Here is a 21,764-nt window from a genome sequence, read left to right as displayed (position 1 = left end):
TCGATCGCGCGCAGCGCGAGCGGGGTGGGGTGACGGTCTCTCGGCATCGAACACTGCCTGTGTCGAGAGATCACCCCACCCCGCTCCGCATTTCGCTTCGCTTCATGCGGAGCGACCCTCCCCCTCCAGGGGAGGGTAAGAGGCGCCCGTGGTTAATCCCACCCCACACGGCCTTCGCATTCGCCGCATGGAGCATCCACGCCTCGTTTACCGAACCACACCTGTCGTTTCTGCCTGAGACCTTCCAAAGGGGGAATGACCATGGGACATCGCACCCGGCCTACGGCCGCGAGCCAATTCGCGCCGGCCGATCTCTTGCAGGGAATTCTGGTGGTGTCGTCGTTCGGGTTCTGGGCGGTGATGCTCGGCCTGATGCCGGTGCTGCTGTTTCGCGTCTGGCTGGCGGGCTGACAGCGCCACTGGGATGGTTAACCCGTGGTAGCAGCTGCGTTCAAATGTGCAGCTAGCTGCGCCCCGGAATCTTAAAACATCCCGCGTATCACTGACGCCCATAAGCGAAGAACTCGCGGAGGCGTTTGTGAATAATCATAATGAGATGGCGTCGCATTACGACGCCGGCCAGCAGAGCTTTACCACCGAGGACATTCTCTGGGCCGCCGGCATCTGGTCGGTGATCCTGAGCCTGTCGCCGGTCATCGTGTTCTACATGCTGATGGTGGCGTAGCCTCATTCAGCAGACCCGAAAAACGCAAAACGCGCGGCTCGTCCGCGCGTTTTCGTCCGGGGAAATGAATGATGAAATTATGCCGCCTGCTTGTGCATTGCGCCGGACGCCGACGCCGTGCCGCGAATAGCCTTCACTGAGCGCTCGATCGCCGCCCACAGCCGTGCAATTTCCTGAGCTGCACGACTCTCGGCCTGATACTCCCGCGCGCCTTCGCCGTGGCTGAGCGCCATCAGCAGATCGGAACGGTTGGTGATCTGGCCGCCCCACACCGGAGCGCGGAATTTCGCCAGCGCCTCGCGCGCGATGGTGACGATCGGGCTTTCGGACTCGTCGCGGCGCGCCGGCGCACCGTTGAGCACGACCGCGTAGGGCTTGCGCGCGGCGCGGCACATCTGGATGGTTTCCTGCACCGCGTTGACGTCGAACACGCCGGGACGCGCCGGAATGATCACCATCGTCGCGTTCCTGATGGCGTCGTCGACGACGGCCGAGAGGTTCGGCGGCGTGTCGATCAACACCCATTCATAACCGTCGCGCTTGGCCGCGGAGACGATGCCGCTGACGGAGTTCACGGCCGGCTTGATCGGCGGCTCGTTGGTGCCACGCAGCTTGTGCCACAGCGTGAGCGAGCCTTGCGGATCCGCGTCCACCAGCATGACCTGCTTGCTCGCCTTGATCTGCGCGGCGAGATGTGCAGCCAGGGTGCTCTTGCCCGAGCCGCCTTTACGCGATGCAAAAACGATAACGTTCATACCTTCGGCCTCCAGATTGACCCCGTGGCTCGAAAATGAATCAGCGCGGTGATTCGTGAAAGAAAAATTTATCGGGAGTTGCGTTGCCGCCACGAAATAACAAGGCGTGTTGGCTTTTGAGTCACACTGCCTGGTACGACGCCCGATGAAAACTGCAAGAAAACGCCTGCAATCGTGCGTTTCTTGAGCAGCGAGGCGGGATAAAGTGGAATGCAACCTTGCCGGGCAAACCTGCTCGCGACTCTTTTCCATCGCGCGCTCGCAATTGCCGCAAGCCCAGGGCGCCGATTGCGCGAACAAAACGCGTCCGACGGGGCAAACGCAGCTGCCGGGTTTCAAGGACGAACGTGCTGTCGCGCTCAGCCTTCGCTGGATTTCTTCTTCTTGCTCGCCTTCGCCGCCGGCTTGGTGGTCTTCTTCGCGGTTTTGGGCGCGATGTGGGTCGGCTTGCCGGCGCGAACCTCGCCCGGCTCTGGCCCCGGCCTGAAGAACACCCGGCACTGCGGCGAGAGCTGCGACTTCTTCGCGATCATGCAGGCGGTGATGGCATCGACGTTCGGAACGAACTCGCCGCACAGCCGCATCGCATCGGGCGTGCAGGCCTGCTGCTCCTCCTGGGTGTAGGCGAAGCCGGCGCGCGGCAGGACCAGGACGGCCAGCGCAATCCCGAGGGTTGCAGCGGCCAAGGCTTTTGACTTCTTCAAGCGAAACGCCAGCATCGATCCCCCCACATGTCGAGTTCAGTGGGAATAGTGGGTGAACGGGCGTTGGTTGGCAACCGAGGGGAGATGCGAAAGCCGGCACGTGTGCGGTCTCGGCAACAGGGTGGGCGGTCTGGTGTCGGCACGGAGCTGCTTCCAGCAAAACAGGTGTCATCCCGCGCCTTGTGCGCAATTGCGCACTGGGGCGGGGGATTCAGTATTCCAGAGGCGCCTGACGTTCCCCGAGCAGCCGCGGCGTACTGGATCCCCCGCCTTCGCGGGGGATGACGGTTGTGGGTGGGGGCGAGATCGAGCTCCAGCCCGCCGCTCCAGCGACCATCCAACCAAAAACCGCGAAAACAACCCCATGCACAGTAGCCAAGTCCAGCTGCGGATTGATCTTTACGGATTTTACGAAATCAATTTGACGCGTCGGGCAAAACAGTGGCATGATGGCATGATCGAGAATGCGTGGGGTGGTCAGCCAGATCCCCGTGAGGTGAGGGGTGCATGGCCACATTGCTGATCGTCGCGCCGGTGTTTGCGCTGATTGCGGCGGGCTATGCCGCGGTGCTGTTTCGCTTCGTCTCGGACAGCGCGCACAAGGGCATCAGCGAATTCGCCTTCAGCATCGCCATCCCCGCTTTGCTCTTCCGCACCATCGTCGTCTCGGAATTCCCCGACGTCAGCCCCTACAGGATGTGGGGCGCCTATTACGGCGCGCTCGCCCTCACCTGGATCGCGGCGCTGGCGCTCTCGGCGCTGCTGCGCCAGCGGCGCGAGGACAGCGAGGACGGCGTCGTGTTCGCGATCGGCTCGGTCTACGGCAACATCGTGATGCTCGGCATTCCCTTGACGCTCTCGGCGCTTGGCAATGAGGCCGCAGGGCCGATGGCGCTGATCCTGTCGGTGAACACGCCACTGCTCTGGCTCTGCGGCATCCTGCAGATGGAGCTTGTCAGCCGCAAGCGGACCGACTCGGCGCTGTCGGTGATCTCGCCCGTGCTCGCGGATCTCGCGCGCAATCCGCTGATGCTGGCGATCGGTTTTGGCGTGATCTGGCGTTTTACGGGCCTCGGCCTCAATCCCGTCGTCGACCGAACGATCGAACTGCTGGCGCAGGCGGGATCGCCGACCGCGCTGATCGCGCTCGGCATCAACCTGTTCCGCTTCGAGGTGAAAGGCGAGAAGCTGAGCATTTTGGTGATGTGCGCGCTCAAGCTGATGGCGATGCCGGCAGCGGCGTTCGCGCTGGCAAAACTGCTCGACCTGCCGCCGCTTGCCGCCGGCGTGATCGTGCTGTTCGCGGCCATGCCGACCGGCGCCAACGCATACATCTTCGCGGTCCAGTATCAGCGGCTGGTGAACCCGGTGTCGGGCGCGGTGGCGCTGGGCACGCTGCTGGCGGCGGTGACGTTGCCGGTGGTGGTGTGGGTGGTGGCGGGCGTGAGGTAGTTCGGCCGGCCCCGCTCCAACGGCAAGCGGCGCCACACCGACTATCTGATCTAAAGCATCCGTGAGATCGAGCGGAATGACCGCTCCTTCGAAGTCCCGACGGTTAGGAAGCTAAGTAGAGCAGAATAGGCTCTGCTCACCGCGCCTGCTCGCGCTACGCTTATCCTGCGTCAGTTCGACGTGGGACGGCTATTTTTGGCCGCAAGCCGAGATTCTCGAAATCGAGCTTTTTGCTCCAATGCCTTCAAGACAGGTGGGTTTGCCTGACCCATCGGAACGACCGGCGGATCGTCGGGATCCAGGGCCACGCTGTCAGCGTCGTTCTCCGAAATTGTCCACGCTGGACGGACGACTATGTCGAATTTCTCAAGCGTAATTTCGGACGCTGGCTCTGGAGCCGTCGTTTTACTCACCATATGCGCCGCCACTATCCTTCACTGCGGACACAATCGCATTAATAAAATCAGTCTTGCGATAGCCGTTCAACAAGTAGAGCGGCTGCTGGAAGTTTATTGGTTTCGAAAATAGAGAGACCAAGTCTCCGGACGGCGGGTCGAGCAATATCGTTTTCAGTCCGTCCGAATTTTCATATGACTTGTAGCGGACGTTGTCGAAGAAACCATCGCGCTGGATGGCCGCTGAAGCGCCCGCGAATGACGAATTTAGTACAGGCGCGATTGGCTTGCCTTTCCCTATGGCGAAGCCGGCTTCGTAGTAGACGTTCAGATTTGGTTGCGTGATATCGCAAGCAAAGACGTCCGCATCAACGATAGCGCTTCGGACGTCGTCCGGAATGCTCAGACCGAAATTATTCAGCTGGGGCCAAATCCGTACATCGACGGATGCATTTGCTGCCTTGACCAGTTTGCTCGCGGACTCGATCGGCCCGACTAGTTCAGCATCGCCCGCAGGATAAGCAAAGAATACTTTCTTGAACGCCATGAGTCGCCCCCCACCGCTAGCAAACTGCAGCTAGAAGTGGAGCGCAAGGGCCGAGAAGCGGATCAAGTGCATTCTTTGGACTAAATTCCCGGTCGTTAAAACGCGGGATCGTTGCACGAGCCCCAACGCTACCCAAATTCGCTACCTAAACAGCTTGAACAGATCAGGCACAGATCTAAGTGGTTGAATTTGTTGGTACAGTTGGGTGGGCTCGAACCACCGACCTCCTGTTCCACAGACAGGCGCTCTAACCAACTGAGCTACAACTGCATCCTGGCGAGCCGCTCCAAGGCGGGCCTGAAAAGGCCGGCGACCTAAGGGGCTGGACGGGGCGGAAACTAGGTGCAACGGGCGTTTTTGGCAAGGCCGCAGACGGACGAAAAACCAGCGGAAATCACCCTCGGCGCAATGAAATCGGACTTGATGGCGACGATAAGGGGGGCTGCGCTGCCTATCTCCGTCTGCTGAGAAACTCCCCGTGGGGAGAGAACCCTCACCCGGCGCGCGGGACGATGCTTCGCATCGCCCGGACGCGCCGACCTCTCCCGCAAGCGGGAGAGGTGAAAAAACCCGGGCCTTTCGGCCCGGGTTTCTCAACTCAAACCGGCCAATCCGCTCAGGCGGCGGGCGGGTAATACTTCGAGGCGGAGGCCTTGATCGGCTCGGCGGTCTCATTGGCGACGCGCTGGCTGAGCTCGACCAGTTCCTTGGCCTGGGACTGGAAGGTCTCGAGCTGCTTGCGGGCGTGGCCGGTCCACAGCTCCAGCGCTTCCGACGGCGACTTGGCGCCGAACAGCTGCTGGGCGAAGTCCAGCTGGGCGCTGCTGTTGGCCTTCATGAACTCCACCAGCTTGGCGGTGTACTCGCTCGCGCCCTTGCTGGCGGAGGTGAACACAGCCTCGACGGTGCCATTGTGGGTCTCGGCGGCGTCCTTGAACTTGGCGTAGTTCTCGCGGGCCTGCGACACGCCCTTTTCGGCGAACGCACGCATCTGCTCGGGAACCTCGAACGGGATGATCGAGGCAGAAAACGGATCAGTCGCACCTGTCATGGTTGTCCTCACGCAAATTGAAAAAATGGAGTGAGCCTTCTGGCGCGCCCGCCGGCCCCGATTGTGGGCCCTTCGCATTGAGCGGGTACGAAAGACTGGAAACGCGAAACAAACGAGATGGCTCGCCCAGTGCCGCCATTATTGCCGCGCATCATGTCAAGATTGTGCATCGCAATGCGATCCAACAGGCGTCGTGAAAATTTAATCTCGGAGAGGGTGAGGTTCCTGGGATGGGGAACCGGTGGTTGAGGAGGATTGGTGCCGAGGCGAGGCCGGCCCTTACCCTCCCCTGGAGGGGGAGGGTCGATCGCGCAAAGCGCGAGCGGGGTGGGGTGATCTCTCCACTCGGGCACCGCCTCCGTGGAAAGACTGTCACCCCACCTCGGTTCGCATGTCGCTTCGCTCTATGCGAACCGATCCTCCCCCTTCAGGGGAGGATGGGCCACCGGTGATGCCGCGACGGCTTTGAGCCGTCCGCCCGCGAATCCCTTGGATGCAACCGGGCTGCGGCTTGCGGGTTCGGGACCATTAAGGTTATCGCGGCTTTAGGACGGCTGTGAGAGACCGTGGCCGTGGACCTGCCCGCGCCTGCGGGCGATACTAACCCTTTCTTAAGGCTGCCATTCCCGGCAGCCGCCCCACGCTGACAAGCGAGACTTAAAGCCGGTCGGATGAAGAGTTCGGATTTCCAGTTGCGAGGCGTGGGCGATCCCCGGCTGGCCGTGCACGCGACCTCTGCGCTGCCCGCCTGGCTGTGGTCGATCGACGGCACGCGCGTGCTCTGGGCCAATCCGGTCGGCGCAAAACTGTTCGGCGCGGCGCATGCCGCCGCGCTCGCGGACAGGATCTTCGGCCCGGCGGACAGCCACCGCCGCCAGGTCGCCCGGCTGGCCCGCAGCCTGCCGGCGAACGGGACCGTGCGGCTCGAGCGGCTGCGCGGCTTCGGCGCCCGGCTCGGCATGCTGATGACCTGCGCCTGCGCGCGGCTCGACTTTGCCGATGGCGGCCATGGCGTGCTCGTTGCCGCGATGGACCCGACGCTACGCCCGATGCCGCTGGTCGAGCGGCTGCATCGTCTCGTCGCTGGCGCCAAGGTGCCGATGGCCGCGTTCGCGCCCGACGGGATGTTCGTCGGCGCCAGCGAAGCCGCCCGTTCCCTGCTCGGCTTTCGCGATCTCTTTGAGGCCGGCCTCGACCGCGCCCGCAGCGAAGCGCTGACCTGCGGCCGCGCCGCGACGCCGATCGGCATCGGCCAGATGGTGCTGCAACGGGTCGGTGTCGGCGCCGATATCGGCCTCGTCGCGCTGATCGATCCCGCGCAGGAGGCGCGCGCAGCGGCCTCGCCTAAAAGCATGCCGAACGAGCCGCCATCGCAGGATCCGCCGGTCGGGATCGCATTGTTCGACGCCTTCGCAGAGCCGGCCGATGCAAGCGAAACCGCCGAGACGCTGACGCCCGCGCCTGAACCTGCCGTGAGCGAAGCGCTGGTGGAGGCCTTCCAAGAACCGGTGCCCGACCAGAGCACCGAAGCCGCGGCCAAAACTCCAGTTGAAAACTGCGCCCGAGCCATTGTGTCGCCGCAGGCCGCGCCGATCACGTCAGCCATGTTCGAGCTGCCGTCGGGCCACACAGAGACGCCCGCACCGCATCAGCATCCGCTGCGCTTCCTCTGGCAGATGGATGCCGAGGGACGCTTTGTGCTGCTCTCCGACGAATTCATCCGCCTGATGGGCCCGCACACCGCCGCCGGCTTCGGCCGCCCCTGGCACGAGATCGCCGCGGACTTTGCGCTCGATCCCGAGGGGCGCGTTGCGCGGGCGCTGGAAAGCCACGACACCTGGGCCGGCATCACCGTGAACTGGCCCGCCGATGGCGGCGAGCATTTGCCGGTCGAGCTCGCGGGCCTCCCGATCTACGATCGCGAGCGCAATTTCGCCGGCTTCAAAGGCTTTGGCGTCTGCCGCGATCTCGACGGCCTCAACCGGCTCGAAGCGCTCCGGCGCTTCGAGCGACTGGCCGAGGTGCCGGCGCAGCGCGGCCTGTCCGCCGACGTCGTCGAGCCGGACTCCGAGCCGGAGGCCGAGGCCGCGGCGCCGCCTCCGCCCATCGCGCCGCCTGCAGGCGAGCCTGAGCCTGAAGCTGAACTGCCCGAACCCGCAACTGATGTGACTTCACACCCAAGCGAGCCCGAGACGTCCGTGGAAACGCCAGTGGAAACGCCTCCCAATGTCGTGCCATTCCGCCCGCATGGCGATGCGCGCTCGCCGACGCTGACGCCGGTCGAGAACAGCGCGTTCAACGAGCTCGCCCGGCAATTGTCCGAGCGCCTCGAACGCGAGCGCGAGTCGATCGCGGCTGATACATCCGAGCCACCGGCGGCAGAGATCACGCCCGAACCGCCTGCGCCGGAGCTTGAAGCGCCGCAAACCGCAGCCGAATGGCTGAGCGAGCCCGCGCCGCCGGCACGCGGCGCGCCGGCGCGCGACCGCGCGCTGCTCGACCTGTTGCCGACGGGCATCCTGATCTATCGCCTCGATCGCCTGCTTTACGCCAACCCCGCCTTCCTCGCGCGCATGGGCCACGCCAACCTCGGCGCACTGGAGCATGCCGGGGGGCTCGACGCGCTCTATGTCGAGCCGGGCGTGTCCACGGCCAGCAGCACCTCGCAAGGCGGCACGCCGGTGACGATCAGCGCGGCGATCGCGAACGGCGAAGCGCCGCTTGCGACCACCGAGGCGCATCTGCACACGATCGACTGGGACGGCGAGAGCGCGCATGCGCTGATCTGCGCGTTGCCGCAGGCGGCGCCAATGGTCGCCGCGCCCGTCATCGCCGAGACCATTGTCCCCGAATCCTTCCCCTACGCGCCCGACCTCGAGCCCGCGGCCGGCGATGCCGACGCCGAGGATCTCGCCGCGATCCTGGACACCACGGCCGAGGGCATCGTGATGTTCGATGCCGAAGGCAACATCCACGCCTGCAACCGCAGCGCCGAGGCGCTGTTCGGCTATGACGGCGATGCGCTGCTCGAGCAGAATTTGGCGACGCTGTTCGCGCCGGAGAGCCAGCAGATCGTCGCCGACTATCTCGAAAGCCTCAAGAGCCAGGACATTGCCAGCCTGCTCGACCACGGCCGCGAGGTGCTGGGCCGCGAGAAGAAAGGCGGCGTGATTCCGCTGGCGATGATCATGGGCCGCACACGGCCGGACGGGCCGAACTTCTTCGCCGTGTTCCGCGATCTCTCGCAGAGCAAGAAGGGCGAGAGCGAGCTGACCCAGGCCCGCCGTCGCGCCGACGGCGCAGCGACGGCCAAGGCCGACATGCTGGCGCGGATCAGCCACGAGATCCGCACGCCGCTCAATGCCATCATCGGCTTTGCCGAGGTGATGATCTCCGAGCGCTTCGGCGCGCTCGGCAACGAGCGCTACGGCGAATACATGAAGGACATCCGCGCCTCCGGCGAGCGCGTCATCGCCATCATCGACGATCTCTTGGAGCTGTCGCGGATCGAGACCGGCAAGCTTGATCTCAACTTCGCCAACCTCAATCTCAACGACCTCGTCGAAGCCTGCGTTACGGTGATGCAGCCGCAGGCCAACCGCGAGCGCATCATCATCCGCACCTCGCTGGCGCACGCGCTGCCGCAGGTGACAGTGGATGCGCGCGCGATGCGGCAGATCACCGTGAACCTGATCTCGAACTCGATCCGGCTGGCGAGCGCCGGCGGCCAGGTCATCGTCTCGACCGCGCTGACCGATCGCGGCGAGATCGCGCTTCGCATCCGCGACACCGGCCATGGCCTCAGCGAACGCGAAGTCGCCGCCGCGATGGAGCCGTTCCGCACCCCGCCGCCGGGCGATGCCGCGGACAGCGCCGCGCTCAGCCTGTCGCTGACCAAGGCGCTGGTCGAAGCCAACCGCGCCCAGTTCAACATCAAGAGCGCGGGCAATTCCGGCACGCTGATCGAAGTGGTGTTCGCGCCGGCGCTGGCGAAGGCGTAGAGCGGCGTCGGAGGCCCACCTCTCTCTGCGCAGGGAAATCGCATTTGAAAGCGACCTCCCTGCGGCCATCCTTCGAGACGCCCGCTTGAGGCGGGCTCCTCAGGATGAGGGCGGAGTGTGCGGCAGCAAATTCAACGGACACCGATGCCGCTTAGCCTTATCCTGAGACGATCAGGCTACGGGATTGTCCGTCATCCTATCGTCGAAAGGACGCGCCCGGCTTGGGTCAACTGACTTGGGTCAACTCGACGACAAACCACCCTCGACCTCGGCGCTCAGAAGAGTGGACATGATTTTCTGTCCCACGGACGAGGCGAGGCTGCCGGCGGACAGAACGACGACGCCATTGCCCGACGGAGCGTTTGCGCCGTTCTGAACCCAGCTCTCAAACCCCATCCACGAGCTGGGTGCCGGAGCCGTCAAAATCCGTGAAGACGTAGACTGCCATCCCCATGTAATCGCTGACGGCCGCGTCTATGATGTTTTGGATCGCCAAGCTCGGGTCCGAAAAGGCCATTTGCGCCCCTCCCCCATTACAAGCTGCATCGCAAGCAAGCTTTAGCACCTTTCGCTGCGGTTGTCTTTATTAGAATAGTACCGTATAGGTTGATCGCGTGATTTGCCCGAGTTCCCGCGTAGGCGCTCAAATAACTCAAATAAAAAGGCACGGCGCTTGCGGCGCCGTGCCCTTTCGCGTTCCTGCGGCCTGGATCAGCTGTAGATCTCGAACAGGCCGGCGCCACCCTGGCCGCCGCCGATGCACATCGTCACCACGCCCCACTTGGCCTTGCGGCGCGCGCCTTCCTGCAGCAAATGGCCGGTGAGCCGCGCGCCGGTCATGCCGAAGGGATGGCCGATCGCGATCGAGCCGCCGTTGACGTTGTACTTGGCGGGATCGATCTCGAGCTTGTCGCGGCAATACAGGCACTGGCTGGCGAAGGCTTCGTTGAGCTCCCACAGATCGATGTCGTCGATCTTGAGGCCGGTGCGCTTCAACAGCTTCGGGATCGCGAATACCGGGCCGATGCCCATCTCGTCGGGCTCGCAGCCCGCGGTCGCCCAGGCGACGAAGCGGCCGAGCGGCTTGAGGCCGCGCTTCTCGGCGTCCTTGGCTTCCATCAGCACCACGGCGGCGGCGCCGTCGGAGAGCTGGCTGGCATTGCCGGCGGTGACGAACTTGCCGGGACCCTTGACCGGCTCGAGCTTGGCAAGGCCTTCCATCGTGGTGTCGGGCCGGTTGCACTCGTCGCGATCGACGACGTAGTCGACGATGCTCTCGGCCTTGGTCTGCTTGTCGACGACCTTCATCTTGGTCTTCATCGGGACGATCTCGTCCTTGAACTTGCCGGCCTGCTGCGCCGCGGCCATGCGGCGCTGCGATTCCAGCGAGAACTCGTCCTGATATTCGCGGCTGAGCTTGTAGCGCTCGGCGACGATGTCGGCGGTGTCGATCATCGCCATGAAGATGTCGGGCGCGACCTTGAGCAGTTCCGGATCGATCGACTCCTTCGGCGAGCCGCCGCCCGGAATCGAGATGCTCTCGACGCCGCCGGCGACGATGCAGTCGGCGCCGTCGGAGCGGATCGAGTTGGCGGCCATCGCGATGGTCTGCAGCCCCGAGGAGCAGAAGCGGTTCACCGAGACGCCCGCGGTGGTCTTCGGGAGCCCTGCGAGCAGCGCGGCCTGGCGGCCGATGTTCGGCGCGCCATGGGCGCAATTGCCGAGATAGCAGTCCTCGACATAGTCCTTGTCGACGCCGGCGCGCTTCACCGCGTGCTGGATGGCGTGGGCCGCGAGCGACATCGGCGGCGTGATGTTGAACCCGCCGCGGCCGGATTTCGCAAGGCCCGTGCGCGCATAGGAAACGATGACGGCTTCACGCATTGTGTTCTCCCTTTTCGAACGATTTTGAACGGAGCGTCCTTATCGCCATTGGTACACAAAGTTTGGCGAGCGCGGGAAAATAAAACGCCGCCTCCAGGTATTGGAGGCGGCGTTGTTCCGCGCGTCGGAATATCGATAGGAGCGTGACTCTATCCGCGCGTCATGCCCGGGCTTGTCCCGGGCATCCACGTTCTTCGTGCCGAGTGCCAAGACGTGGATGGCCGGGACAAGCCCGGCCATGACGACGGTGAGAGCGCGATCAGAACGTCAGCGCCTTGGCCTGCTTGACCTGCGGCAGCGCCTGCACCTTGGCGAGCACGTCTGTCGGCACCGCGCCGTCGACCTCGACGAGGGCAATGGCATCGCTGCCGGGCGCGACGCGGCCGAGATGGAAGGTGGCGATGTTGATCTTGGCGTCGCCGAGCAGGCTGGCGAACCTGCCGATGAAGCCGGGCTTGTCCTCGTTGGTGACGTAGATCATCGACTTGCCGAACTCGGCGTCGACGCGGATGCCCTTGATGTCGACGAGGCGCGGCTTGCCGTCGGCATAGACGGTGCCGGAGACCGACCGCTCCTGTCGCTCGGTGGTGACGGTGACGGTGATCAGGCTCTCATAGTCGCTCTGGGCTGCGCGCACGATCTCGTCCACCACCATGCCGCGCTCCTTGGCGACGACGGGGGCGGACACCACGTTGACCTCGCCCAGCATCGGCCGCAGCAGGCCCGACAGCACGGCGGAGGTGATCGCCTTGATCTTCATCTCGGCGACGTGGCCCTCATAGGTGATCTCGACCTTGAGGATGCCGCTTTCGGTGAGCTGGCCGGCGAACGAGCCGAGCTTCTCGGCGAGGGCGATGAACGGCTTCAGCTTCGGCGCTTCTTCCGCGGTGATCGAGGGAAAGTTGACCGCGTTCGAGATCGCACCGGTGAGCAGATAGTCCGACATCTGCTCGGCGACCTGCAGCGCGACGTTCTCCTGCGCTTCCGTGGTGGAGGCGCCGAGATGCGGCGTGCAGATCACGTTGGGATGGCCGAACAGCACGTTGGACGTCGCAGGCTCCTCGATGAAGACGTCGAAGGCGGCGCCAGCGATGTGCTTGGAATTGAGCGCATCGACCACGGCCTGCTCGTCGACGAGGCCACCACGGGCACAGTTGATCAGGCGCACGCCCTTCTTCATCTTGGCGATCGCGGCCGCGTCGATGATGTTCCTGGTCTTCTCGGTCAGCGGCGTGTGCAGGGTGATGAAGTCGGCGCGCTTGAGGAGATCGTCGAGATCGACCTTCTCGACGCCGATGTCCTTGGCGCGCTCCGGCGACAGGAACGGATCGAACGCGATCACCTTCATGCGCAGGCCGAGCGCGCGGTCGGCGACGATCGAGCCGATATTGCCGCAGCCGACGACGCCCAGCACCTTGCCGGTGATCTCGACGCCCATGAAGCGGTTCTTCTCCCACTTGCCGGCCTGGGTCGAGGCATCGGCCTGCGGGATCTCGCGGGCGAGCGCGAGCATCAGGGTGATGGCGTGCTCGGCGGTGGTGATCGAATTGCCGAATGGCGTGTTCATCACGATGATGCCCTTGGCCGTGGCGGCGGGAATCTCGACATTGTCGACGCCGATGCCGGCGCGGCCGATCACCTTCAGCTTCGTCGCCTTGTCGATAATCTTGGCCGTCGCTTTGGTCGCGGAGCGGATCGCGAGGCCGTCATAATTGCCGATGATCTCGGCGAGCTTGTCCTTGTCCTTGCCGAGATTGGGCTGGAAGTCGACCTCGACGCCGCGGTCCTTGAAGATCTGCACGGCTGCGGGCGAGAGCGCGTCGGAAATGAGAACTTTGGGTTTGGTCATGGGGATGATCCTTCGCCTTCCCTAGAGGGAGGATCGGCCTGCGATGGCCGAATTGAATGAAGAGGCTTTGTCTTCCCCCTCTCCCCGTTCTTACGGAGAGAGGGTTGGGGTGAGGGGCAGCCACAGGCGAAGGTGCAAGCGGAGAGAGCCCCTCACCCGGATTGCTGCGCAATCCGGCCTCTCCCCGTAAGAACGGGGAGAGGCGAAAAAGAAACTCACGCTGCCTTGGCCAGCTGCGCCTTGGTCTCGGCAAAGGCCCAATCGATCCACTGCGTCAAGAGCTCGACGTCCTTGGCCTCGACAGTGGCGCCGCACCAGATGCGCAGGCCGGCCGGCGCATCGCGGTAATAGGCGAAGTCGAAGCCGGCGCCTTCCTTCTCGACCAGCGCGACCAGCTTCTTGGAGAAGTCGGCTTGCGCGTCCTCGGAGAGCGAGGTGATCGCGGGATCGGTGAACTTCAGGCACACCGAGGTGTTGGAGCGGATCGAAGGATCCTTCGCCAGGAAGTCGATCCACGGCGTCTTCGCCTTCCAGTCGGCGAGCACCTTGGTGTTGGCGTCGGCACGCGCGATCAGCGCCTTGAGGCCGCCGATCGACTTGGCCCAGTTCAGCGCATCGAGATAATCCTCGACGCAGAGCATCGAGGGCGTGTTGATGGTCTCGCCGACGAAGATGCCTTCGTTGATCTTGCCGCCCTTGGTCATGCGGAAGATTTTTGGCAGCGGCCAGGCCGGCTTGTAGGTCTCGAGCCGCTCCACCGCGCGGGGCGAGAGGATCAGCATGCCGTGCGCGGCCTCGCCGCCGAGCGCCTTCTGCCAGGAGAAGGTGACGACGTCGAGTTTTGCGAAATCGAGCGGCTGCGCGAAAGCGGCCGAGGTCGCGTCGCAGATCGTGAGCCCTTCGCGGTTGGCGCTGATCCAGTCCGCATTCGGCACGCGCACGCCTGAGGTGGTGCCGTTCCAGGTGAAGACGACGTCGCTCTTGGGATCCACCTTGGAGAGGTCGGGGATCTCACCATAGGCTGCATTCAGCTTGGTGACGTCCTTGAGCTTCAATTCCTTGACGATATCGCTGACCCAGCCTTCGCCGAAGGATTCCCAGGCGAGCGTGGTGACGGGCCGCGCACCGAGCAGCGACCACAGCGCCATCTCGACCGCGCCGGTATCGGAGGCCGGCACGATGCCGATGCGGTAATCGGCGGGGACCTCGAGCACTTCGCGCGTCAGATCGATCGCGAGCTTGAGCTTGGCCTTGCCGATCTTCGCGCGATGCGAGCGACCGAGGGCTGCGTCCTTGAGATTTTGGGCGTTCCAGCCGGGGCGCTTGGCGCAGGGGCCGGAGGAGAAGTGCGGCACGTTCGGCCGCGAAGCGGGCTTCGCTACAGTCATCATCTACCCTTCCAGATAGTAAGCCTCCCGTTGGGGGGAGGTGTCCCGCCGCGGCTGATACGGGAATCGGGAAGGGCAGTCAAGGAAGTTCCGGCGTCTCACGGGGGAGTGAAGGCGCCTCTGGCGCGATACCAGGGGATTCGACGGCAGCGAGCGCATTCAGCAAGTCCGTGGCCTCGCTGATCAATTGCGCGGCTTTGCGGCGGCTGCCGACCTTCAAAATGCATTTGTCATTGGCCTGCACGACGTAGTCGTTGCCGACCTTGATCATCGAATAGCTTGTCATCGAAATCCCCGAACCGACCGAGCTCGGTGTCTGACGCTGCCGTAGCACCGTTCGTTCTTGTACAAACATGAACGACGGTCAGGTAGTTTATCAGCTCTTAAGATGAACGAATGCGCGATCCGGATGTGCTGATCGCGCAAGGCCCGCGACGAGCTGCCTCAAAAGCGGACAGTCATGCCCACATGACTCGCAGCGAATCCGAGCCGCGTATAGAAGCGCTGCGCATCGACGCGCGTCTGATGCGTCAGCAGCTCGACCAGATTGCAGCCGCGCGCTTTCGCTTCCGCGATCGCCCATTGCACCAATCGCTCGCCGATGCCGCGGCTGCGACAATCGGAAGCAACGCGGACGTCTTCGAGCAGGCCGCGCACGCCGCCTTGCGAGCTGATGCCGGGCAGGATCGCGAGTTGCAGGCAGCCGACCACCCTGCCCTCGCTCTCGGCGACCACAAGCGTCAGATTCGGATCGCGCTCGACCCGCGCGAATGCCTCGTCATAGGCGGCGGGCAGTGGATCCTCGACGCGCTCACGCCCGCGCCCGAGATGATCATCGGCGAGCATCGCCACGATCGCGGCGACATCGTCGCGGCGCGCGCGGCGAATGGAAACGGCCTCAGTGTTCATTCGCGATACTCCAGGCTCAGCGCGCCGGCGCAAGGCCGAGAAAGGCCTCGGCATCGCCGATCCAGCGACGGACGGCCGCATGGCGAGCGAGATCGAAGCCGCCCTCATGCGCAACGCGGGTATAGGCGAGCAGCGAGACATCCGCGAGCGAAACCGCCTCACCAGTGAAGAAGCGGCTGACCGAAAGATGCTGCTCCATGCGGTCGAGCGCCGCATAGCCGCGCTTGACCTTCTCGGGGTCGAGCTCGGATGCCTTCTTGCCGAGATAGACCAGGAGGAAGCGGCACACCGCGATATAGGGCTCGTGGCTGTACTGCTCCCAGAACAGCCATTCGTCCATCTTGGCGGCAACGAAGGCGTCGCGCGGAACGAGCGCGCTGTCGCGGGCGAGATAGCGGATGATGGCATTGGATTGCGCCAGCGTGCGGCCGTTGTCGAACGCGACGGTCGGCACCTGACCGGCGCCGTTCATCTTCAGGAATTGCGGCGTGCGGGTCTCGCCCTTGCGTGTGTCGATTTCAATCCACTGGTAGGGCAGCGCGAGCTTGTCGCAGACCCACTTCACCTTCAGACAATTGCCGGAATTGCTATCGCCGTAGATCTGCATCGCCGCCGCCCTACTTTTGAGCGACAGAGCATCAGGACGGACGGGAGCTGTCAACCGCGGCGTGCGCGGCCGCGTCAGAACTTGTAGCCGAGGCCGGCGCGGACGGTGTTGATGCTGGTGTCGACCTGGGAGGTGAAGCGGATGTATTCGTACTCCGCACGCATGAACAATCCGCCGACCAGGTTGACGTCGACGCCGAGACCGGCGGTGTAGCCGTAGATCAGGTGATTGTGCTGGGCATCGGTCGAGCTCAACGGCGCGAGCGGCGTGTAGGTCCCCAACTGGGTCGCGCTCACGCGATCCTGCACGTAGGCAGTGCGCACAATGTCCGCATTACCGAGCGCGAGACCGGCAAACATGTAGGGCAGGAAGCATCCCCATGCGTAAGCGGCGCGGCCGCGGAACGTTCCGATGTCGCTGATGCTGATCGAAGATGTGGACGTCGCCGTGACATCATGGAAATTGCCGTCCGCCAGTGCAGTGGCGCTGACGCGCCTTTCGCTGGCCGACGACATTCCTCCGAACTTGCCGTGCAGCCAGCTCACTTCGAGCCCCATCACGACGTCGTCCCACTGCGCGTTGTAGCCGACGAAGGCGCCGTAACCGGTCGTGCGCTGCGAGGCCTTGCCCAGTCCAAGATTCCACTGGGACACGCCCATCGAGCTCTCGATCAACGTATCCGCCAACAATGAAGCCATCATGTTGCTGGTCGAGCCGTTGAAGTTCTCGTCGGACGAGCCATAACCGGCCTGCGCTCCGATATACGAGCCTTGCCAGTTGACTGTGGAGGTGCTCAGACCGTCGGTGAAGCTGCCGCGCAGGATCGGCAGGTCCGGCATGTCGGCCGCGTGCGCGGCAGACACCGTCCCCAACATCGCCGCCGCCACCATCAGCCTACGCATCGCAACGCTCCATCGGACTCGAACTGTTGCGATGATCATCGCCTGTTAACCTTAACCAATGGTTGCGTCAGGCGCGTTCGTCGCTGCCGCGCCATGAAAAATCCGCAAAGCAAAACGGCGCGGGATGAACCCGCGCCGTTAAGACGTCTTAAGCGATGAGGCTGACGATCAGCCCTTGGTGACCAGCGGCGGCGGCGCGTAGACCGGAGGGCTGTTGAGATCCCAGCGCACGCCGAGCTTGACGTCGTGCGAGGTGAGCTCCTTGATCTTGATCGAGGTCGGACCCGAGGCGCTGTTGTCGAACAAGCGGAAGTTGCCGGGCGCCGCGTCGCCGAGGTTCATGTAGCTGTAGGCCAGTTCGACGGTGAAGCCGGGGTTGACCTTATAGGCGAGACCGGCGTGAGCGGCCCAGGCGAAGTTCCACTTTCCGTTGTCGGCGAAGTAGGCGACGCTGGCGCTCGGGGTCGGGGTCAGCGCGGCGATATATGCAATGCCGTCGTCGCGGAAGCCGCTGATCTTGTTGTAGGAGCCGCCGACACCGGCGCCGATGAACGGAGTGATGCACCACCAGGTGCCGAGATCGACATAGGCGTTGGCCATGACGACCCACTCGGACTTGCTGCCGCTATAATTGTCGGAACCGACGAAGCCGGGCCCAATGACGTTGTCTGCACCATGCAGGTTAGCCTTGCCGCGGTACTGGCCGATCACGTCCGCACGAAACCAGTTGTTGAAGCGATAGCCGACACCGAGGTCGAACAACGGCGACGAGTCGAAGCCGAGTCCCTCCGTCGTCCTCGTAAACCCCGGCGCTACGGCGGCGTCGATGCGCTTGGCGCTCTGGTTGGTCATGCCGATGTCGCCGCGCAGATACCAGCCACCAAAATCGGCGGGCGGAGCCGGCGGCGCGTACATCGGAGGCGGAGCCGCGATCGGCATATCAGCGGCGAACGCCATCGACGAGATCAGGGTTGCCGCACCCGCGGCAAGGAGAGACTTAACGCTACGCATTTGGCTTCGTCCTTATGGCCGGTGAGGCAAAAATGCAGACGCCCCACGTTCTGGAAACTCACGACCCGGACGATGGCAGCAAATGTTTAAGCGCCACTTAACCCTAATTTTTAAGGTTGATTTTTTCTCACCATACACGCGCGCGCCGCGCCAGCGTTGCAAGAACGCCGCGCCAGATGCGACGACCTCGCCGCAATTCCTAACGATGTGTGAAACCGCAACACGGCGAGAGAGGATGCGTTAACGCGCGTGCCGCGGCAGCCTGGGCAGGAATCGCGATCTTGCGGCCAAATCGGTCGCCCAAGGGACCACCGAGAAACGCACCGACGGCGTTGGCCGCGAGCAAGATGAAGAGATAGATCTGCGCAGCTTGTCTTACCCGCTCCGCGAGTCCGGAATCGTAGGGTGGGCAAAGGCGCACTTGCGCCGTGCCCACCATCAATCCAACACTGCAAATGAAACGGTGGGCACGCTTCCGCCTTCGCTCTTCGAGCTACGGCGGACAAGTCGCTTTGCCCACCCTACGTCACTGCGGGAGAAGGAAGACCTTACGCCGCCGCTTGGCCGAGCGCGGAGACGATGGTGTCGACGACGTCCTCGACCAGGATACGGTCCTCGCCCTCGCCCATGACGCGGATCACCGGTTCGGTGCCGGAGGAGCGGATCAGGAGGCGGCCGCAGCCGTTGAGGCGTTTCTCGCCGTCGGAGATCGCCGACTTGACGTCGGAATCGTCGAGCGGCTTGCCGCCCTTGTGACGGACGTTCTTCAGGATCTGCGGCAGCGGATCGAAGCGGTGGCAGACTTCGGACACCGGACGGCGCAGCTTCTGCACCACCGCCAGCACCTGCAAGGCCGCAACGAAGCCGTCGCCGGTGGTGGCGTAGTCGGACAGGATGATGTGGCCGGACTGCTCGCCGCCGAGATTGTAGCCGCCGTTCAGCATCTGCTCGAGCACGTAGCGGTCGCCGACCGGCGTGCGGACGAGATCGAGCCCCTGCCCGTTCAGGAAGCGCTCGAGACCGAGATTGGACATCACGGTCGCGACGATGCCCGGCCGCGACAGCCGGCCGTCTTCCTTCCAGCTCTGCGCGATCACCGCGAGCAGCTGGTCGCCGTCGACGAGATGACCGCGCTCGTCGACCAGGATGACGCGATCGGCGTCACCGTCGAGCGCGATGCCGATGTCGGCGCGCATCTCGCGCACTTTCTTCGACAGCGCTTCCGGCGAGGTCGAGCCGCATTCCTTGTTGATGTTGAAGCCGTCGGGCTCGACGCCGATCGGAACGACGTCGGCACCCAATTCCCACAGCGCTTCCGGTACCACCTTGTAGGCAGCGCCGTTGGCGCAATCGATCACGACGCGCAAGCCATCCAGCGACAGATCGCGCGGCAGCGTGCGCTTGGCGAATTCGATGTAGCGGTCATGCACGCCGTCGATGCGGCGGGCGCGTCCCAAGCTCGCGCTCTGCGCGAGCCTCTTGTCGAGGGATTCATCGAGCAGCTGCTCGATCTGCCGCTCGACGTCGTCGGAGAGCTTGAAGCCCTGCGGGCCGAACAGCTTGATGCCGTTGTCCTCGAACAGATTGTGCGAAGCCGAGATCATCACGCCGAGATCGGCGCGCATCGACTTGGTCAGCATCGCGACCGCCGGTGTCGGCATCGGGCCGACCAGCAGCACGTCCATGCCGACCGAGGTGAAGCCAGCGACCATCGCATATTCGATCATGTAGCCGGACAGGCGGGTGTCCTTACCGATCACAACCCGATGGCGGTGGTCGCCGCGTTGAAACGCAAGGCCCGCGGCCTGGCCGACCTTGAGCGCGAGCTCCGGCGTGATCAGTCCGTTGGCGCGGCCCCGAATCCCGTCCGTCCCGAAATATTTGCGGCTCATATCGTCCCCCAGGCAACAATCAGGGGTCCCCTCGACAACCACGGGCTGCCCGAAAAGGCCCCGCATCCCTGATTTGCTGAGCTCTTATAAAACCATCGCGGCTAACTTGGCTTCAAAAAATATGATGAATCATTACGGAACCGGGCCCGCCGCGTGCCCGATAACATATTGTTAACACTATATTTCCCTGCAGGGAAGCCGGAACGGGATGGAACCCGGCCCTAGCCGGTGCGCTTCACATGGCCGTCGCCGCGGCTCGGCGGTGGCTGGGTGACATTGACGGGATCGGAGGCCGGAAAGGTCTCTTCCAGGCCCTCTTCCAGCGCTTCCTCGAGGTCGCGCTTCTCCTTGATCTCTTCCGGCGAAGGTGCGGCGTGCGGCCTCGTCATGGCGCCCTCCTCTCAAACGATTTGGCTGTGCATCTAACCATGCTAGATGACCCCGAAATCATCCGATGCAAGACGGGCCGGGGAAACGATCATGAAGCACATCACCTGTATCGACGATCTTCGCGCGCTGCATAAGCGCCGCGTGCCGAAGGCGTTCTTCGACTATTGCGACCGCGGCTCCTATGCCGAGGAGACGCTGCGCGCCAACCGCGAGGACATGCAGGCGATCAAGTTCCGCCAGCGCATCCTGGTCGACGTCTCCAAGCGCGACACCTCGACCACGATCCTCGGCGAGCCCTCGACCATGCCGCTGATCCTGGCGCCTGTCGGCTTGCTCGGCATGCAGCATGGCGACGGCGAGATCCATGCCTGCCGCGCCGCGCAGGCCGCCGGTATCCCGTTCACGCAATCGACTATGTCGATCTGCTCGATCGAGGACATCGCCGCGAGTGTCGAGAAGCCGTTCTGGTTCCAGCTCTACGTCATGAAGGACCGCGGCTTCATCAAGGATCTGATCCAGCGCGCCATCGCGGCCAAGTGCAGCGCGCTGGTGCTCACCGTCGACCTGCAGGTGATCGGCCAACGCCACGCCGACATCAAGAACGGCATGACGGTGCCGCCGGAATGGTCGCTATCGAAGCTTCTGGATTTCGCCAGCAAGCCGGCCTGGGTCTCAGGCGTGCTGCAAGGCAAGCGCCGCACCTTCGGCAACATCGCCGGCCACGTGAAGAACACCGAGGATCTCAACCGCCTCGCCGAATGGACCGCATCGCAGTTCGACACCTCCTTGAACTGGAAGGACGTCGAGTGGGTCCGCAGCATCTGGCCGGGCAAGCTCGTCATCAAGGGCATCCTCGACGTCGAGGACGCCGAGGAAGCCGCCAAGACCGGCGCGCAGGCCCTGGTCGTCTCCAACCATGGCGGCCGGCAGCTCGACGGCGCGCCGTCCTCGATCGAGGTGCTGCCCGAGATCGCGGACGCGGTCGGCGACAAGATGGAGATCATGTTCGACGGCGGCATCCGCTCCGGCCAGGACGTGATGCGCGCGCTCGCGCTCGGCGCAAAATCCTGCATGATCGGCCGCGCCTATGCCTATGGCTTAGGGGCCGGCGGCCAGGCCGGCGTCGCCAAGGCGATCGACATCATCCAGAAAGAGCTGCTCACCACCATGGGCCTGTGCGGCGTCAACAGGATCGACGAGATCGACGATCACGTCATTGCGGTGTGAGGCGAAACCGTCGCGTCAAACACAGCCGTCGTCCCGGACAAGCGCGCCCTAAGCGCGCGCCGATCCGGGACCCATAGCCACAGGCGGACGTGGCTACGGGGACTCGGAGTGACCT

Annotated in this window: 20 protein-coding genes and 1 tRNA gene; 5 read left to right on the top strand and 16 right to left on the bottom strand. The window is 64.0% G+C overall.

Features of this window, described 5'->3' with window-relative positions:
- Positions 1-261 precede the first annotated feature (261 nt).
- Positions 262-411 carry a hypothetical protein gene (locus ACNJX8_RS06075; protein ID WP_164934661.1) on the top strand — a complete coding sequence of 50 codons (150 nt, stop codon included), beginning with the start codon at positions 262-264 and terminating at the stop codon, positions 409-411.
- A gap of 127 nt (positions 412-538) precedes the next feature.
- Positions 539-685, top strand: a complete 147-nt coding sequence (locus tag ACNJX8_RS06070; protein ID WP_164934659.1) for a hypothetical protein — start codon at positions 539-541, stop codon at positions 683-685.
- A gap of 77 nt (positions 686-762) precedes the next feature.
- On the opposite strand, the gene ACNJX8_RS06065 is transcribed toward ACNJX8_RS06070, so the two are convergent.
- Positions 763-1,440 carry a ParA family protein gene (locus ACNJX8_RS06065; protein ID WP_091886574.1) on the bottom strand — a complete coding sequence of 226 codons (678 nt, stop codon included), beginning with the start codon at positions 1,438-1,440 and terminating at the stop codon, positions 763-765.
- A 359-nt stretch (positions 1,441-1,799) separates the two neighbouring features.
- Entirely contained in the window at positions 1,800-2,159 is a 360-nt protein-coding gene (locus tag ACNJX8_RS06060; protein WP_439359904.1) for a hypothetical protein, read from the bottom strand.
- A gap of 492 nt (positions 2,160-2,651) precedes the next feature.
- On the opposite strand from ACNJX8_RS06060, the gene ACNJX8_RS06055 reads away from it, so the two are divergent.
- Complete coding sequence (locus ACNJX8_RS06055) at positions 2,652-3,596, top strand: AEC family transporter (protein ID WP_439359903.1); 945 nt, start codon at positions 2,652-2,654, stop codon at positions 3,594-3,596.
- A gap of 405 nt (positions 3,597-4,001) precedes the next feature.
- Here the strand turns inward: ACNJX8_RS06055 and ACNJX8_RS06050 are convergent, their stop codons facing one another.
- From ACNJX8_RS06050 to ACNJX8_RS06040, 3 genes are all read right to left on the bottom strand, one after another.
- Positions 4,002-4,538 (bottom strand): hypothetical protein, encoded by a 537-nt coding sequence (locus tag ACNJX8_RS06050; RefSeq protein WP_439359902.1) that lies wholly within the window; start codon positions 4,536-4,538, stop codon positions 4,002-4,004.
- A 193-nt stretch (positions 4,539-4,731) separates the two neighbouring features.
- Positions 4,732-4,808 (bottom strand) — tRNA-His (locus ACNJX8_RS06045).
- 346 nt (positions 4,809-5,154) lie between these two features.
- The gene (locus ACNJX8_RS06040; RefSeq protein ID WP_130212981.1) at positions 5,155-5,589 is read right to left on the bottom strand and encodes a phasin; all 435 of its coding nucleotides are present in this window, start codon (positions 5,587-5,589) and stop codon (positions 5,155-5,157) included.
- Between the two features lie 671 nt (positions 5,590-6,260).
- Between ACNJX8_RS06040 and ACNJX8_RS06035 the strand changes: the two genes are divergently transcribed.
- Positions 6,261-9,590, top strand: coding sequence for a PAS domain-containing protein (locus ACNJX8_RS06035; protein WP_439359901.1), 3,330 nt, complete (start codon positions 6,261-6,263; stop codon positions 9,588-9,590).
- A 385-nt stretch (positions 9,591-9,975) separates the two neighbouring features.
- On the opposite strand, the gene ACNJX8_RS06030 is transcribed toward ACNJX8_RS06035, so the two are convergent.
- The 11 genes from ACNJX8_RS06030 to ACNJX8_RS05980 form a co-directional block, all read right to left on the bottom strand.
- On the bottom strand, positions 9,976-10,107 hold the full coding sequence (locus ACNJX8_RS06030) for a hypothetical protein (protein WP_439359900.1): 132 nt from the start codon (positions 10,105-10,107) through the stop codon (positions 9,976-9,978).
- A 194-nt stretch (positions 10,108-10,301) separates the two neighbouring features.
- On the bottom strand, positions 10,302-11,474 hold the full coding sequence (locus tag ACNJX8_RS06025) for a thiolase family protein (RefSeq protein WP_128931474.1): 1,173 nt from the start codon (positions 11,472-11,474) through the stop codon (positions 10,302-10,304).
- A gap of 259 nt (positions 11,475-11,733) precedes the next feature.
- The gene (gene serA / locus ACNJX8_RS06020; protein ID WP_128931473.1) at positions 11,734-13,323 is read right to left on the bottom strand and encodes a phosphoglycerate dehydrogenase; all 1,590 of its coding nucleotides are present in this window, start codon (positions 13,321-13,323) and stop codon (positions 11,734-11,736) included.
- Positions 13,324-13,538: 215 nt separating this feature from the next.
- Positions 13,539-14,711, bottom strand: a complete 1,173-nt coding sequence (locus ACNJX8_RS06015; RefSeq protein ID WP_128937149.1) for a phosphoserine transaminase — start codon at positions 14,709-14,711, stop codon at positions 13,539-13,541.
- A gap of 79 nt (positions 14,712-14,790) precedes the next feature.
- Positions 14,791-14,982: a hypothetical protein gene (locus tag ACNJX8_RS06010; RefSeq protein WP_249759615.1), complete on the bottom strand. Its 192-nt coding sequence runs from the start codon at positions 14,980-14,982 to the stop codon at positions 14,791-14,793.
- A gap of 173 nt (positions 14,983-15,155) precedes the next feature.
- Positions 15,156-15,620, bottom strand: coding sequence for a GNAT family N-acetyltransferase (locus ACNJX8_RS06005; RefSeq protein WP_249759614.1), 465 nt, complete (start codon positions 15,618-15,620; stop codon positions 15,156-15,158).
- A 16-nt stretch (positions 15,621-15,636) separates the two neighbouring features.
- Positions 15,637-16,227 carry a glutathione S-transferase family protein gene (locus ACNJX8_RS06000; RefSeq protein WP_439359899.1) on the bottom strand — a complete coding sequence of 197 codons (591 nt, stop codon included), beginning with the start codon at positions 16,225-16,227 and terminating at the stop codon, positions 15,637-15,639.
- A 74-nt stretch (positions 16,228-16,301) separates the two neighbouring features.
- Complete coding sequence (locus ACNJX8_RS05995) at positions 16,302-17,129, bottom strand: outer membrane protein (protein ID WP_439359898.1); 828 nt, start codon at positions 17,127-17,129, stop codon at positions 16,302-16,304.
- Positions 17,130-17,297: 168 nt separating this feature from the next.
- Positions 17,298-18,140, bottom strand: coding sequence for an outer membrane protein (locus ACNJX8_RS05990; RefSeq protein WP_439359897.1), 843 nt, complete (start codon positions 18,138-18,140; stop codon positions 17,298-17,300).
- Between the two features lie 548 nt (positions 18,141-18,688).
- On the bottom strand, positions 18,689-20,032 hold the full coding sequence (glmM, locus tag ACNJX8_RS05985) for a phosphoglucosamine mutase (RefSeq protein ID WP_091886618.1): 1,344 nt from the start codon (positions 20,030-20,032) through the stop codon (positions 18,689-18,691).
- 221 nt (positions 20,033-20,253) lie between these two features.
- A complete protein-coding gene (locus ACNJX8_RS05980; RefSeq protein WP_164939789.1) occupies positions 20,254-20,421 on the bottom strand; it encodes a hypothetical protein in 168 nt (55 codons plus the stop codon).
- 91 nt (positions 20,422-20,512) lie between these two features.
- Here ACNJX8_RS05980 and ACNJX8_RS05975 point away from each other — a divergent pair, with 91 nt between their 5' ends.
- Positions 20,513-21,649: an alpha-hydroxy acid oxidase gene (locus ACNJX8_RS05975; protein WP_128939778.1), complete on the top strand. Its 1,137-nt coding sequence runs from the start codon at positions 20,513-20,515 to the stop codon at positions 21,647-21,649.
- The last annotated feature ends 115 nt before the right edge of the window (positions 21,650-21,764 follow it).

Origin of the sequence: Bradyrhizobium sp. SPXBL-04 (assembly GCF_051853035.1) — a bacterium.
Taxonomy (GTDB): Bacteria; Pseudomonadota; Alphaproteobacteria; order Rhizobiales; family Xanthobacteraceae; genus Bradyrhizobium; species Bradyrhizobium zhanjiangense.
Note: the sequence above shows the minus strand (reverse complement) of the source record. Positions and strands in the feature narration are given on the sequence as shown.

What these genes read in the sequence shown, in the direction of transcription:
- ACNJX8_RS06075 (WP_164934661.1), top strand. Translation starts at nt 262, where the DNA reads ATGGGACATCGCACCCGGCCTACGGCCGCGAGCCAATTCGCGCCGGCC.
- ACNJX8_RS06065 (WP_091886574.1), bottom strand. Translation starts at nt 1,440, where the DNA reads ATGAACGTTATCGTTTTTGCATCGCGTAAAGGCGGCTCGGGCAAGAGC.
- ACNJX8_RS06060 (WP_439359904.1), bottom strand. Translation starts at nt 2,159, where the DNA reads ATGCTGGCGTTTCGCTTGAAGAAGTCAAAAGCCTTGGCCGCTGCAACC.
- ACNJX8_RS06055 (WP_439359903.1), top strand. Translation starts at nt 2,652, where the DNA reads ATGGCCACATTGCTGATCGTCGCGCCGGTGTTTGCGCTGATTGCGGCG.
- ACNJX8_RS06050 (WP_439359902.1), bottom strand. Translation starts at nt 4,538, where the DNA reads ATGGCGTTCAAGAAAGTATTCTTTGCTTATCCTGCGGGCGATGCTGAA.
- ACNJX8_RS06040 (WP_130212981.1), bottom strand. Translation starts at nt 5,589, where the DNA reads ATGACAGGTGCGACTGATCCGTTTTCTGCCTCGATCATCCCGTTCGAG.
- ACNJX8_RS06035 (WP_439359901.1), top strand. Translation starts at nt 6,261, where the DNA reads ATGAAGAGTTCGGATTTCCAGTTGCGAGGCGTGGGCGATCCCCGGCTG.
- ACNJX8_RS06030 (WP_439359900.1), bottom strand. Translation starts at nt 10,107, where the DNA reads ATGGCCTTTTCGGACCCGAGCTTGGCGATCCAAAACATCATAGACGCG.
- ACNJX8_RS06025 (WP_128931474.1), bottom strand. Translation starts at nt 11,474, where the DNA reads ATGCGTGAAGCCGTCATCGTTTCCTATGCGCGCACGGGCCTTGCGAAA.
- serA (WP_128931473.1), bottom strand. Translation starts at nt 13,323, where the DNA reads ATGACCAAACCCAAAGTTCTCATTTCCGACGCGCTCTCGCCCGCAGCC.
- ACNJX8_RS06015 (WP_128937149.1), bottom strand. Translation starts at nt 14,711, where the DNA reads ATGACTGTAGCGAAGCCCGCTTCGCGGCCGAACGTGCCGCACTTCTCC.
- ACNJX8_RS06010 (WP_249759615.1), bottom strand. Translation starts at nt 14,982, where the DNA reads ATGATCAAGGTCGGCAACGACTACGTCGTGCAGGCCAATGACAAATGC.
- ACNJX8_RS06005 (WP_249759614.1), bottom strand. Translation starts at nt 15,620, where the DNA reads ATGAACACTGAGGCCGTTTCCATTCGCCGCGCGCGCCGCGACGATGTC.
- ACNJX8_RS06000 (WP_439359899.1), bottom strand. Translation starts at nt 16,227, where the DNA reads ATGCAGATCTACGGCGATAGCAATTCCGGCAATTGTCTGAAGGTGAAG.
- ACNJX8_RS05995 (WP_439359898.1), bottom strand. Translation starts at nt 17,129, where the DNA reads ATGCGTAGGCTGATGGTGGCGGCGGCGATGTTGGGGACGGTGTCTGCC.
- ACNJX8_RS05990 (WP_439359897.1), bottom strand. Translation starts at nt 18,140, where the DNA reads ATGCGTAGCGTTAAGTCTCTCCTTGCCGCGGGTGCGGCAACCCTGATC.
- glmM (WP_091886618.1), bottom strand. Translation starts at nt 20,032, where the DNA reads ATGAGCCGCAAATATTTCGGGACGGACGGGATTCGGGGCCGCGCCAAC.
- ACNJX8_RS05980 (WP_164939789.1), bottom strand. Translation starts at nt 20,421, where the DNA reads ATGACGAGGCCGCACGCCGCACCTTCGCCGGAAGAGATCAAGGAGAAG.
- ACNJX8_RS05975 (WP_128939778.1), top strand. Translation starts at nt 20,513, where the DNA reads ATGAAGCACATCACCTGTATCGACGATCTTCGCGCGCTGCATAAGCGC.